This is a genomic window from Sphingobium sp. (genome assembly GCA_035196065.1).
In the GTDB taxonomy this organism is placed as follows: domain Bacteria; phylum Pseudomonadota; class Alphaproteobacteria; order Sphingomonadales; family Sphingomonadaceae; genus Sphingorhabdus_B; species Sphingorhabdus_B rara.
The window spans coordinates 377,773-391,712 of record CP136575.1 but is presented as its reverse complement, the minus strand read 5'-3'; the positions used below and the strand labels follow the sequence as shown (position 1 = coordinate 391,712).

Annotated in this window: 9 protein-coding genes and 1 pseudogene; 7 read left to right on the top strand and 3 right to left on the bottom strand. The window is 55.2% G+C overall.

Annotated elements, in window-relative coordinates; translation table 11 throughout:
• The first annotated feature begins 38 nt into the window (after nucleotides 1–38).
• The 7 genes from RSE16_01890 to RSE16_01860 all read left to right on the top strand — a co-directional run bounded on the left by RSE16_01890 (nucleotide 39) and on the right by RSE16_01860 (nucleotide 11,081).
• Complete coding sequence (locus RSE16_01890) at nucleotides 39–1,541, top strand: tryptophan halogenase family protein (GenBank protein ID WRH76247.1); 1,503 nt, start codon at nucleotides 39–41, stop codon at nucleotides 1,539–1,541.
• Between the two features lies 1 nt (nucleotide 1,542).
• The gene (locus tag RSE16_01885) at nucleotides 1,543–3,354 is read left to right on the top strand and encodes an alpha-amylase family glycosyl hydrolase (protein ID WRH76246.1); all 1,812 of its coding nucleotides are present in this window, start codon (nucleotides 1,543–1,545) and stop codon (nucleotides 3,352–3,354) included.
• Nucleotides 3,355–3,359: 5 nt separating this feature from the next.
• Nucleotides 3,360–4,973: an alpha glucosidase gene (locus tag RSE16_01880; protein WRH76245.1), complete on the top strand. Its 1,614-nt coding sequence runs from the start codon at nucleotides 3,360–3,362 to the stop codon at nucleotides 4,971–4,973.
• Nucleotides 4,974–4,978: 5 nt separating this feature from the next.
• Nucleotides 4,979–7,021, top strand: coding sequence for a glycoside hydrolase family 97 protein (locus tag RSE16_01875; GenBank protein WRH76244.1), 2,043 nt, complete (start codon nucleotides 4,979–4,981; stop codon nucleotides 7,019–7,021).
• Complete coding sequence (locus tag RSE16_01870) at nucleotides 7,018–7,950, top strand: alpha/beta fold hydrolase (GenBank protein ID WRH76243.1); 933 nt, start codon at nucleotides 7,018–7,020, stop codon at nucleotides 7,948–7,950. The genes RSE16_01875 and RSE16_01870 overlap by 4 nt, the downstream gene beginning before the upstream one ends.
• Nucleotides 7,947–9,446 (top strand): tryptophan halogenase family protein, encoded by a 1,500-nt coding sequence (locus RSE16_01865; protein WRH76242.1) that lies wholly within the window; start codon nucleotides 7,947–7,949, stop codon nucleotides 9,444–9,446. The genes RSE16_01870 and RSE16_01865 overlap by 4 nt, the downstream gene beginning before the upstream one ends.
• A gap of 348 nt (nucleotides 9,447–9,794) precedes the next feature.
• On the top strand, nucleotides 9,795–11,081 hold the full coding sequence (locus RSE16_01860) for a sugar MFS transporter (protein ID WRH76241.1): 1,287 nt from the start codon (nucleotides 9,795–9,797) through the stop codon (nucleotides 11,079–11,081).
• Nucleotides 11,082–11,131: 50 nt separating this feature from the next.
• Here RSE16_01860 and RSE16_01855 read toward each other — a convergent pair whose 3' ends face one another.
• From RSE16_01855 to RSE16_01845, 3 genes and pseudogenes are all read right to left on the bottom strand, one after another.
• Complete coding sequence (locus RSE16_01855) at nucleotides 11,132–11,479, bottom strand: DDE-type integrase/transposase/recombinase (GenBank protein ID WRH77271.1); 348 nt, start codon at nucleotides 11,477–11,479, stop codon at nucleotides 11,132–11,134.
• Nucleotides 11,480–11,489: 10 nt separating this feature from the next.
• Nucleotides 11,490–11,795, bottom strand: a pseudogene (locus RSE16_01850) (transposase).
• A 695-nt stretch (nucleotides 11,796–12,490) separates the two neighbouring features.
• Nucleotides 12,491–13,927: a glutamate synthase subunit beta gene (locus RSE16_01845; protein ID WRH76240.1), complete on the bottom strand. Its 1,437-nt coding sequence runs from the start codon at nucleotides 13,925–13,927 to the stop codon at nucleotides 12,491–12,493.
• Nucleotides 13,928–13,940: the final 13 nt, after the last annotated feature.

The following is a 13,940-nucleotide window of genomic DNA, read 5'->3' as shown; positions in this document are numbered from 1 at the left end:
CGACGGGAGCCCCATTTTTAAGAAGCGGAAAAGCCAGCATGGCGGAGGCGGCAGTGCGGAATATCGTCATTGTCGGGGGAGGAACTGCGGGTTGGATGGCGGCCGCTCTACTCGCCCGTTTTCTCGACAAGCGTTATACTATCCATTTGGTTGAATCCGAAGAGATCGGAACCGTCGGGGTTGGTGAGGCAACCATTCCCATGCTCCGCTTTGTGAACCAGGCGCTTGGTTTTGATGAGCATGATTTTGTCCGTGCGACACAGGGCAGCTTCAAATTAGGAATCGAGTTTGATGGCTGGCTGAAGCCAGGTCACAAATATATCCATGCCTTTGGTGCGATTGGTCGGGGACTTGGCCTGACAGCCTTTCAGCATTTCTGGCTGCGGCGGCAGAAAGACGGAGACGGTCGCTCGCTTTGGAATTATTCGCCTTGCGCACTTGCAGCCTATGGCAACAGCTTTGGCCCAATCGAAGCTGCTCCAGGTTCACCGCCCAGCGGCTTTTCCTGGGCCTATCATTTCGACGCAGGTCTTTACGCAGCATATCTTCGTAAATTTGCCGAACAACAAGGCGTTTTGCGGACCGAGGGCAAGATTGTCCACGTGTGCCTTAACGGCGGAACCGGCAATATTGCTTCGGTCCGCTTGGATAATGACCGAGAAGTTGCTGGTGACTTTTTCCTTGATTGCACCGGTTTCCGGGCATTGTTGATCGGCGGGGTACTGCAGCGAGATTATGAGGACTGGTCGCACTGGCTGCGTTGTGACCGCGCTGTTGCCGTGCCCTGCGCTGGTGTCACGCCGATCCTGCCCTATACGCGCTCGACTGCACGTAAGGCGGGATGGCAATGGCGGATCCCGCTGCAGCACCGGATCGGGAACGGGCATGTCTATTGCAGCGCGCATCTGTCTGACGATGAAGCCGCCGGTACGTTGCTCGCCAATCTTGACGGTGAAGCATTGGCAGAACCACGCTTCCTTAAATTCAAAACCGGGATGCGGCAGGAAAGCTGGTACAAAAACTGCGTCGCTGTGGGTCTCGCCTCCGGGTTTATGGAGCCATTGGAATCGACGAGTATTCATCTTATCCAGACGGCCGTTGACCGCTTCCTCAAATTCCTCCCCGGCGAGGGATTATGTGACGCAGATATTGCGGAATATAATCGGCAGAACCGCTTTGAATGGGAAACGATCCGTGACTTCCTGATATTGCACTATCATCGAAACGAGCGCGATGAACCGTTTTGGAAGGAATGTGCGCAGATGCCCATTCCCGGACGATTGCAACGCAAGATCGAGTTGTTTGAGGCGAGTGGTCGGATCTTCCGCGAACATGAGGAATTGTTCACGGAGGTGGGCTGGCTGCAGGTGTTACTAGGGCAGGGCGTAACGCCGCGCGCCTACCATCCGCTGGCTGACAATCTGGATGCTGCACAATTTTTAGAGTTCATGGAACTTGCCGAAAAGGCTGCGAAGCTTGTAGCGGGCAAGGCTATTGCGCACGACGAATATCTTAACCGCTTTTGCAAGGCAGGGAGCTGACATGCTGAAAATTAAACCGGCAAAGGCTGCTATTGCTGCATTGCTGTCAGCATCGCTTTTGACCGTGCCGCTCGCCGCGCAAGGGTTTCGCGACCGATTGCCTGAAGACGAAGTGATTTACTTCGTCTTGCCTGACCGCTTTGCCAATGGAAATCCCAAAAACGATACCGGCGGTATCAAGGGTGATCGTATGAAGCACGGCTTCGATCCAACGCATAAGGGCTTCTATCATGGTGGCGACCTCAAGGGCTTGACGGGCAAGCTGGATTACCTTCAGTCACTTGGCATCACTGCGATCTGGTTTGCGCCGATTTTTAGGAATAAGCCGGTGCAAGGCGGGCCTGGGGAAGAGAGCGCAGGCTATCACGGCTATTGGGTAACCGATTTTACTGCGGTCGACCCTCATTTCGGCAGCAATGATGAGTTCAAGGCCTTTGTCGATGCTGCGCACGCACGCGGAATGAAGGTTTATATGGACATCATCACCAACCATACCGCCGATGTCATCAACTATGCAGAATGCCCGAAATCTGCGTGCGAGTATCGCAGTCGGGCAGATTACCCCTATTCTCGCCGGGCCTCAGACGAAGCAGCGATCAATGTTGGCTTTGAGGGTGACAGCGTTAAGACTGTTGAAAATTTTGCCCGTCTTACCGACATGACTTACGCCTACACGCCGGTGGTGCCGAAGGGCGAAGAACAAGTGAAGGTTCCCGCCTGGCTCAATGATGTGCGCTATTACCACAATCGCGGCAATACGACCTTTCGCGGCGAAAACTCGACCATGGGGGATTTTGCAGGTCTCGATGACCTCTACACCGAGAACCCGGCGGTGGTTGACGGATTTATCGCCATTTACGGGGCGTGGATCGACAAATATGGGATCGATGGCTTTCGTATCGATACCGCTAAGCATGTGAACCCTGAATTCTGGCAGAAATTTGTGCCTGCGATTATGGCTCGTGCGAAACAGCGAGGAATCCCCAATTTCCATATATTTGGTGAGGTCTTCTCCGAGGAAGTCGATGCTACACCGTTGGTCCGCCATACGGTGGTTGCGGGTTTGCCTACGGTCCTTGATTTTGCTTTCGCGACCGCCGCTAAACGAACTATCGCCGAGAATGACGGGACAGAAGTTATCGAGCGCGTGCTGCAAGGCGATGCGCTCTATGCCGGGGGAGAGGCGACTGCGGGGCGTTTACCTACCTTCCTAGGGAACCATGATATGGGGCGATTCGCGACCTTCGTGCGCCGCGCGCGTCCCGGTGTATCCGATGCTGAAGTACTTGCGCGTGTGAAACTCGGCCATGCGCTGATGTTCACGATGCGTGGCGTTCCAACTGTTTATTCAGGGGACGAACAGGGATTTGTCGGTGATGGCGGCGATCAGGATGCGCGTGAGACCCTGTTTGCTTCAAAGGTTCCGGAATACCTCGACAACCGCCTAATCGGCACAAGCGCGACCCATGCGCAGAATAATTACACCCAAGATCACCCGTTGTTCCAGCTGATTGCCAAGCTGTCCTTGGTCCGCAGAACCAATCCTGCACTGCTGCGCGGTCGGCAAATCGTTCGCAATTACTCTGAAAAGCCAGGCTTGTTCGCTTTTTCGCGGGTGGACGAAGCAACCGGTCAAGAGGTTCTTGTGGTTTTCAATACATCGACGCAGCCGTTGAATGCAAATGTGGAGACCGATCCCAAGTCGACGAACTTCACCTCGTTGTCCGGCAACTGTCCTGCATCCGTTCGCGCGCCAGGCAGCGCCATCTTTGAGTTGGCTGCGCTCGATTATGCAATTTGTGCTGTAAAATGAACCAGTTGTACAAGATAAAAACGACGCCGATTACTGGCTCTCCATGGTGGCGCGGCGCGACGATCTACCAGATTTATCCGCGCAGCTTCGCGGACAGCAATGGCGACGGCATAGGCGACCTACCTGGAATTACGTCAAAGTTGGATTATGTCGCCGATCTCGGTGTTGATGCAATCTGGCTGTCTCCATTTTTTACATCACCGATGCGCGATTTCGGCTACGATGTCTCAGATTATTGTGACGTTGACCCTATTTTCGGGACGCTTGCTGATTTTGACGCTCTTGTCGCCAAAGCGCATAGCCTTGGACTCAAGGTAATTATCGATCAGGTTTATTCGCACACATCCGATCAGCATGCTTGGTTTAGCGAGAGCCGAGCTTCGCGAGTTAATCCGCGAACGGATTGGTATGTATGGGCAGATCCGAAGGCAGATGGATCACCGCCGACTAATTGGCAGTCCGTGTTCGGCGGGCCGGCATGGACTTGGGATGCGCGGCGGCAGCAATATTATCTGCACAACTTCCTGGCGCAACAGCCGCAACTCAACGTCCATAACCGTGACGTCCAGGATGCGCTTCTCAACGTTGCGAAATTCTGGCTTGATCGGGGTGTCGACGGGTTTCGGGTCGATGCGATCAATTTTGCTATGCATGATCCGCAGTTGCGGGACAATCCGCCTTCACCTGCGGCTAATGGCGTGCGTACCAGGCCATTCGACTATCAACTAAAGCTGTACAATCAATCGCATGCCGACATTCCGGCATTCATAGAACGCATTCGCCAGCTGACAGATCTTTATCCTGGGCGGTTCACCGTCGCGGAGGTCGGCGGAGACAATCCCGAGCGCGAGATGAAAGTCTTTACTGAAGGCGATACGCATTTCAACAGTGCCTATGGTTTTGATTTTCTCTATGCTGAGCGACTGACGCCGGCCTTGGTGCAAAAGGCACTCAACACTTGGCCCGATGGTGAGGGCGTGGGTTGGCCGAGCTGGGCTTTTTCAAACCATGATGCCCCGCGCTGGACCAGTCGCTGGGTACCCGCTGATGCGCACGATGCCTTTGTGCGAATGGCATTGCTGCTTCTTACTTGCCTGCGCGGCAACATCATTTTGTGGCAGGGCGAGGAACTTGGGCTGACCCAGGTCGATATCCCTTTTGAGCAACTCCAAGACCCTGAAGCTATCGCAAATTGGCCGCTAACGCTCAGTAGGGATGGCACCAGGACGCCGATGCCTTGGGTCGCCCAGGACGAACAGGGCGGTTTTAGCACCGGCAGACCCTGGTTACCACTCGGCGAAGCCAATATGGCCTGTGCAGTTGATCTCCAGCAAAGCGATCCGCGCTCTCTGCTTAATTTTACCCGTTCGCTTCTGGCGATGCGCGCAGCGCATTCGACGCTGCGTGAAGGGAAATGTGATGTCCTTTTGGCTGATGAACAATGTCTTGTGCTGCGCCGGGAGTGCGATGGCGAAACGCTGTGGGGGGTTTTCAATCTGTCTGCCACGACTGCTGTTTGGCCGGATATGGTGGATCCCGCCTTGGATGTCCTGAAGGCGGTAAATGAGGCAAAAGTAGGAGCGCTGCCACCTTTCGCGGCAATTTTATTGGGGAGTTGATTGTGATGAAATCTGCCGTTTTTGCCATCAGCGCAGGGCTGTGCCTCGCGGCAGCGCCGCTTTACGCGCAGACGAGCCAACCGGTTACCGCGACATCACCGGAGGGAACGGTAAGTGTGACGCTCACAGTTGATGGCGACGGGCGCGCGTCTTATGCGGTGAGCCGCAAGGGTACGGCGATCCTTACGCCTTCCAAATTAGGGTTTCTGTTCACCGATGTCGCAAAAATCGATCGGCATCTCAGCGTGGTCGGGCAGGAAACGCGCGACTTCGACGAAACCTGGGCGCAGCCTTGGGGCGAATGGTCGACGATTCGCAACCGTTATCGCGAACTGAAAGTCCGGTTCAAGGAAAACACCGCGCTGGCGCGTGTCTTTACCGTAACGTTCCGCTTGTACGAAGATGGAGTGGGTTTCCGTTATGAATTTCCGGAGCAGCCCAACCTGCTCAAAGCCAATATTGCGGAAGAACTGACCGAATTTGCCTTTGCGCAGAACGGCACAGCATGGTGGAAGCCGGCCTTCCTCTGGAACCGAGAGGAATATCTTTACAACAAAACACCGCTGTCGGCCGTTAGTACTGCGGCAACACCTGTTACAATCAAGTTCAATGACGGTATCCATGTCGCGCTGCATGAGGCCGCGTTGGTCGATTATTCAGGCATGGCGGTTACACGAACAGAGGGCAACACGCTCCGCGCGAATTTGACGCCAGGTGCGGGCGAGCCCAAGGTGCAAAAACGCGGCGCTTGGGCGACGCCTTGGCGGACCCTGATCATTGCTGACAACGCCGCCGGCATTTATCACAGCCATTTAATGTTGAACCTGAACGAGCCAAATAAGCTTGGCGACATGGGCTGGTTTAAGCCAGGCAAGTTTGCCGGTGTCTGGTGGAACATGATCAAGGGCGACTGGAGCTGGGCACGCGGGCCAAAGCACGGTGCGACTAATGACAATGTGAAGCGCTATATCGATTTCGCTGCAGAGAACGGCATTCCCCACCTGCTGGTAGAGGGGTGGAATGTAGGCTGGGACGGTGACTGGTTCGGCAACGGCCACGATATGGATTTTACTAAGCCGACCGAGGATTTCGACGTCGACATGCTGGTCGCCTACGCAAAGAAAAAGGGTGTGCGGCTTGTCGGCCATCATGAAACCGGGGGGGCTGCTTCTCATTATGACAAGCAGCTCGATGCGGCGTTTAAATTTGCGGCAGACCGCAATTACATGGCGGTCAAAACAGGCTATGTCACCGATGCTGGACAGATGGAGCGAGAAGACTCCGATGGCCGCAAATATCGCGAGTGGCATGAGAGCCAATGGATGGTGAACCACCAGTTGCGCGTTGTTGAAACCGCTGCGAAATACAAAATTGCCATCGCCAGTCATGAGCCGGTGAAAGGAACCGGACTGCATCGGACCTACCCGAACTGGGCTGCGCGCGAAGGCATGCGCGGCATGGAGTATAATGCGTGGGGCGGGAAGAACCCGCCCGAGCATGAAGCCAATGTCGTCTTCACCCGAATGCTTGAAGGGCCGATGGACTTTACCCCTGGCATATTGAGCTTGAAAGGGCAGGGCGATAGCGACATATTGTCCACCATTGCCAAGCAGCTGGCACTATATATCGTGATATATTCTCCGCTACAAATGGTCGCGGATACGCCCGAAAATTATGCCAAATACCCTGAGCCGATGAAATTTATTCGCGACGTACCCGTCGATTGGCAGGATACACGGGTGCTCAATGGCGAAGTGGGGGATTATGTCACCATTGCGCGGAAAGAACGTGGCGGTCCGAATTGGTATGTGGGTGCGGTTGGTGACGAAGAGGCACGTAGCGTCAGTTTCCAGCTGGACTTCCTGACACCCGGAAAGCGTTACAAGGCCGAAGTATATCGCGACGCAGACGATGCCGATTACCGCACTGAAAAGCGGCACGCGATAGTCATTGAAAGCCGGATGGTTACATCAACCGATTCTATGGACTTGCGTATCGCTCCTGGTGGCGGTTTCGCAATCCGGTTCGTCGAGCAAAAGGTGAAATGATCAACCGTCGGCAGTTGTTGACCGCCGCGGGAGCTGCGGCGTTTAACGCAAGTTCAGCTTATTCCGCTGTGGCCAGAAACAAGAGCCGCTTTATTGAGCTTGATCCGGTATCTTCTAATTATATCTCGCCTTCGAGGGTAATGGTATGGCTTCCATACGACTATGATATCTCGCGCAAGCAATATAGCGTGGTCTACATGCATGACGGACAAAATTTGTTCGATCCTGCACGATCCAATTTCAACAAGGTCTGGGCGGCTGATAAATCGGCTGAGCGGTTGCTGGGAAAAGATGAGATCGAACCGTTTATCATTGTCGGCATAGACCATCCGGGTCCGGACAGGAGCCGGCAATATCTACCACAGGGGATCCTTGATCGGCTGCCTTCCTCGGTCCGCGCTAAACTTGCAGGGCAAAGCAACGGAAAGGCCGTAATCTCCAACCAGTATTTGCAGTTTATTGTGGACGAACTGCGTCCCATCATCAACCGCCGGTTCCGGACGCGAACGGATCGGCGGCATACGGCGATCGTCGGCTCCAGCATGGGGGGCTTGATAAGTCTCTATGCCATCGCCCGCTACCCTTCGATTTTCGGCAATGCCGCTGCAGTTTCTACACATTGGCCTTTGGCGGTACCCGAATGGACTGATGCCGAGCGAGAACAGCTTTTCGTTGCGTGGCGTGAATTCATTGCCCACGATCTGGGCAAGCCGGCGGGACGCCGCATTTGGTTTGACCATGGCACAGAGACGCTTGATAACTATTATCGGCCGTATCAAAATGTCGTTGATGCTGCTCTTGTCGAAAACGGATGGGAGAAAGGGCGGAGTTTTTCCAGCCGCGTCTATGTTGGCGCTGCGCATGAAGAAAACGCTTGGGCAGCGCGGATGGATGACATTTTTCTCTGGCTGTTTGGCAAGCGGCGATGACCGATATCAAATTACAGATTATAATTCTCGGCGGGGGTACCGCAGGGTGGATGACGGCTTGTCTTTTGGCAACGCGCTGGCCGCAGTCCAAAGTGACCCTCGTTGAGTCTCCCGATATCGGCATTATTGGCGTAGGCGAGGGATCGACCCCGCAGTTGCGTTCATTCTTTCGCGATTTGGGTGTCGATGAGCGCGATTGGATGCCTGAATGCAACGCAACCTACAAAAATGGCATCAGCTTCCACGGATGGTCTAGCCGTCCGGGATTCGAAAGTTACTTTCACCCTTTCCAGACCGATCTCGACATACACACTGCGCCGCAGTTCTTTTTCCATACCCGTGCCCGGAGGACGGGGAGGGATGTATGGGCTCACCCGGATCGTTTCTTTCTGTCGGCGAAGCTGGCAGAAAGGCGGCTAGCGCCGATACCGTCGGAAAATTTCCCGTTCGACATAGGTTACGGTTATCATTTCGACGCCGTGTTGGTAGGTCGCTATCTGCGCAAACATGCCGTCGAACGCCTTGGCGTTCGCCATGTTGAGGGCAAGGTGGTGCATGTCGAACCGGATGGCAAGGGAGGGGTGGCCGCACTTCACTTGGAGGGCGACTATCGACTGAGTGGCTGCTTTTTCGTCGACTGCAGCGGCTTTACCGGAGCGATTGTTCAGCGGGCACTTGGTGAACCCTTTGTTTCCTTTGCCGATAACCTGTTCAACGACCGGGCCGTTGCTTTGCCGACAGCCAATGACCCGAGCGATATCCCATACGAGACGCGCGCGACTGCTCTATCGGCGGGTTGGGCGTGGCGTATCCCGCTCACCAACCGTGCCGGAAATGGCTATGTTTATTCCAGCCGCTATATCGATCCGAACGCCGCGGAGCACGAACTGCGCAGCCATCTCGGGCTCCTCGAAAGCGATGTCGAAGCACGACATTTGCAAATGAATGTAGGCCGAGTGCGGAACAGCTGGGTGGCTAATGTGCTGGCTGTCGGGTTGAGCCAGGGGTTTATCGAGCCGTTGGAGGCAACCGCACTCCATATCGTGCAGGCAACGGTAGAGGGCTTTGCGAGTGCACTTGAGCAGGGTGGTTTCGACGAAGCAAACCGCACGTCGTTCAACGAAACAATCAATCGGCGTTATGACGGAATTCGCGACTATATTGTTTGCCATTACCGGGTGAATAGCCGTTCGGATACGGAATATTGGCGCGATAACGGCGCAAACCAGAAACTGTCGGAATCGCTGAAATCGATTCTGACTTGCTGGTTTACTGGCGAAGATTTGGTAGCCGAGATCCATAAACAGGACATTGCCCGTTATTATGCCCCGCTGTCATGGCATTGTCTGCTTGCCGGCTATGGCGTGTATCCTGAAGACAGCAAAACAATTCCGGCCGAAGCAAGCTTACCGATATCCGATATGACGGTAATCGATCGCTTTATCAATCATGCAGCACGCAACTTTCGAACGCATCCTGAACTGCTTATCTCCTGACCTCGCAGCGCAGGCAATTCGCACGAAAGGCACTTTTTGCCTGGTTTCCTGCCACACTGCGTTAGCGGGCGAACTGCCGGCTGGGCTGGCTAGGCTTTTATTCTTCGAGCACTATAGCCGACAGTTCTATTATGAGAGTCTGAAGAACTTGATTCCAGACGATGCCGACTTCGATATGGCTGTATCCAACATAAAAAACGTGAAAGACTCAAACAATAGACTATCTAAGATCGGTGCTTGTAACGCCGCAAGCTCGTTGCATAGCATCAACCTCCAGACGAGGCCTGCACTGCGCAAAGCGACGCTGCCCTGTCCGCCAAAATCCTGAAACCCAAAGGAAAAGACACCATGGCACTGATTAATTCGGACTCTGCAGGAACGATCCCGTCAGATCAAACGGCTCAGATTGATGCTCCGCAGCTGCAGCTTTTCGTTATGGGTTTATTCTTCATCTTCGGTGGCATCACGTCGCTTAATGATGTGATTATTCCGAAGCTCAAGGAGCTGTTCACGCTGAATTATACCCAAGCAATGCTGGTACAGTTTTGTTTTTTTACCGCTTATGCGGTCATCGGCATTCCCGGCGCCCGGCTGGTGAAGAAAATCGGCTATATGCGTGGTGCCATAGCTGGGCTTTTGATCATGATGACGGGCTGCCTGCTGTTCATTCCGGCCAGTGAGACCGCGACTTACGGCTTGTTTCTTTTCGCCCTGTTTGTGCTGGCAAGTGGCATTGTGATTGTCCAAGTTGTTTCCAATCCGCTCATCTCGCTTTTGGGTCCCGCACGCACCACGCACAGCCGCCTGACATTTGCGCAAGCTTTCAACTCGCTCGGCACGACCGTCTTCCCGATTGTCGGTTCGATCCTGATTTTGGGGAGCCTCGCAACTGTAAGTGCCGATCAATTATCAGGTGCTGAGCTGGATGCGTATCGGACGCAGGAAAGTCAGGCAATCGTCGCTGGCTATCTTGGTCTGGCCGGAGCCCTTGCGGTGGTCGCGGCGGCCGTATGGCTGTTCCGCAATGCACTGAAAGGCGAAAGTCACTCGGAAAGCAGTGGCCTTGCGGGGTTTGATCTCGTGAAACGTCCGCGCTTCGGTTTCGGCGCGGCCTGCATATTTCTCTATGTTGGGGCAGAGGTCGCGATCGGATCTGTGGTCGTGAACTATCTCATGCAGCCCCAGGTCATGGGGTTGCAGGAACAGGCCGCCGGAAAGCTGATCGGGCTATATTGGGGCGGTGCCATGATCGGCCGCTTCATTGGTTCCGGCCTTCTGCGTGTGGTTAATCCGGGCGTCATGTTGTCGGGTGTGTCGATTGGTGCCGTGGCTCTGATCATGCTTTCCAGTGCGACAACGGGAACCGTTTCGGGTTACAGTCTGCTCGCGATTGGCCTGATGAACGCCATCATGTTCCCAACCATTTTCAGCCTTGCATGCGAAGGCCTCGGCTCCCGTTCAGCAGATGGGTCGGGCATAATAAACGTCGCCATTTTCGGCGGCGCTGTTGTGCCATTGCTGACAGGTGTGATGGCCGACATGACAGGTAGCCTCACGGCCTCGCTTGCCTTGCCGGCAATTTGTTACGCGCTGATCGCTGGTTATGGTTGGTTCGCCCGAAAAGCAGCGAGTTGATGACCGAGGTTGGGTCTTGTCAGGTTAAGTTTCGCCGCACGAACTTATGCTCACCCACCGGATTTAATGCACCCGTCCCGGACGCAAGGCTCCATTCGAAAGCTGCACATGGTTTTGTGGGAGTCGAGGTGACGCGGGATGGCAAAGGTGTTGTAGATTGCGGAGCGGGCGGAAACGAAGCGCTGGGCCTGGTCTTGGGATTTGAAGTGCTGCATCTTGCGCTCTCGTCGTCGGACCGGAAGATGCGAGTTCTCGCCCCGGTTGTTGTCGCGTAATTGGCCGGGGCAGGGCTTGTCCCGGCACCCGATGATTTTCGTCGTAGCCCTGTATGAAGCCAGCCCGCCAGTCACGACCTGCTCGGGCGGCTCGCCTTGGTTGTTGAACAGTTTCCTGAACAATGTCAGTGCTATCGATACAGCGTCGTCGGCGCGCGGGGCCCAGAAGTTTCCCAAGTAAGCCTCCTGCATGATCAGCTTGTCGAGCGTCAGGTCCGACACCGCTCGCCGCAACCGGGCGTTCTCCTTCTCCAGCTCTTTCATCCGTCGAGCCTGATCCCTCTTCAGACCACCATATTCCTTGCGCCAGTGGTAGTAACTCTGCCCCGTAACACCGATCTGCGCGACACGCATCTGCAACCGTGCCGCCTTGTGCTAGCATGATCTCCGCCTCACGCAGCTTGCCGATAATCTCCTCCGGCTTGTGCTTCCTCGCCATTCCATTGCCCCTTCTGAGTGGTCCAAAATCTAATTCAGATTTTGGACCACTCAGAAGGGGGCAGATCAGTTTTGCTGACCAATCCACGCGCACGTCGTCACAGCGACGCGCTATCACAAAGATGACGCCGCTGCGGGCATCATCTTTGTGATGACCAGCTACAAAGGCCGCCTAGCCCAGGCATCGCACAGTGGCTTTGGGTGAGTGCGGGAAGCCCGCAGAAATCCGCCATTGTGAAGCGGCGTTATCACAATATTGATACTCGATGCTATCGCGCCGTCACCACACCAAGCTGCTCAACGTTATAACATTAGTGATAACGTATTCGCCGCCTGTCGCCGATCACGCGAATCAGCTGTGCGCCTATTTGACCAGTATTGAATTGGCGAAATCCCGCTTCTGAGAGGAAGGTATTCCCGGTTAGGCCTGTTTCGCCTCAGCAAGAAAACCCGCTTGTGCCGCCGGAATTGGCCAAGCCGCGCGGCTTGTCCCAGTTAATTTTGCGGAAAAGCGGGAATTTCCAAGGAGACGGCTTCGCTCAGGACTGCACTGCGCACCATTTCCCTTTTATAACCTGCTTTCGGCAACTGGGGCCATTTGGCCGCGACGTCTTTTTGACAAAAGACAAGTGAATGTAGCCGCCGCCATCGTTGCGACGTCCTATTGCGCGCCGCCGCACGTCATGGCGTTCCCGGCTATAGCGGCAATTCGGTGGCACCCATAAGGTGCAGATCGACCGCGCGGGCGCATTGCCGACCCTCGCGGATCGCCCATACCACCAGGCTCTGGCCACGGCGCATATCGCCGCATGCAAAGACATCGTCTTGGTTGGTTTTATAATCGGCGATATTCGCAGCCACATTGCCGCGCGCGTCCAGTTCTACTTCGGACTGATCGATTAGGCCCGCCCGGCGCGGACCGACAAAGCCCATAGCGAGGAAGATCAGGTCGGCTTTCAGCACGAACTCGCTGCCAGGGATCTCTTCCATCCGGCCATTGGACCAGTCAAGGCGCACGCATTCAAGGCCGGTGACCTGCCCGTTTTCGCCCAACACTCGCTTCGCACTGATCGCCCAGTCGCGCTCACAGCCTTCTTCATGGCTCGATGAGGTACGCAGGCGCAGCGGCCAATCGGGCCAGACCATCGCCTTGTCCTCCCTTTGCGGCGGTTTGGGCATGATTTCGATTTGCGTCACCGAAGCGGCGCCTTGCCGGTTCGATGTGCCGACACAATCTGAACCGGTGTCGCCGCCGCCAATGACGATCACATGTTTTCCGGCTGCGATAATCGATCCGCGCGGCGCAGCGCGGGTTTCTTCATCGCCGGCATTGCGCTTGTTCTGTTGGGTCAGGAACTCCATGGCCAAGCGAACACCGGCCATTTCCGCACCCGGAATGTTCAGTTGGCGCGGCTCCTCTGCCCCGCCCGACATCACCACCGCGTCGAAATTTTCACGCAAGCTTTCCATCGAGACATGGACGCCGATTTCGGTGGATTCGCGCATGACAACGCCCTCTGCCTGCATTTGCATCAGGCGACGGCTGATCAGATCCTTCTCCATCTTGAAATCGGGGATGCCATAACGGAGGAGGCCGCCCATCCGGTCATTCTTCTCAAACAGGGTCACACTATGTCCAGCGCGCGCCAATTGCTGCGCACAGGCCATGCCCGCCGGGCCTGATCCCACAACCGCTATCGATTTTCCGGTCTTGCGTTTGGGCGGTTGTGGTTGGATCCAACCTTCCCGCCAGCCGCGGTCGACGATCGCACATTCGATCGACTTGATCGTTACTGGTGCGTCATCGATATTGAGTGTGCAACTCGCCTCGCACGGGGCGGGGCAGATACGCCCGGTGAATTCGGGGAAGTTGTTGGTTGAATGCAGTACTTCCAGTGCATTCTGCCAGTCCCCCTCATAGACCAGATGGTTCCAGTCGGGGATGATGTTGTTCACCGGGCAACCATTGTGGCAATAAGGGATGCCGCAATCCATGCAGCGCGATGCCTGTGCCTTCAACTTCTCTTCGGGCAGTGGCACTACAAATTCCTTATAGTGCTTCAGCCGCTCATTCGTGTCGGCGTAAATCCGGTCCTGCCGGTTGATTTCGAGAAAGCCTGTTGCCTTACCCACGATAATGCTCCGT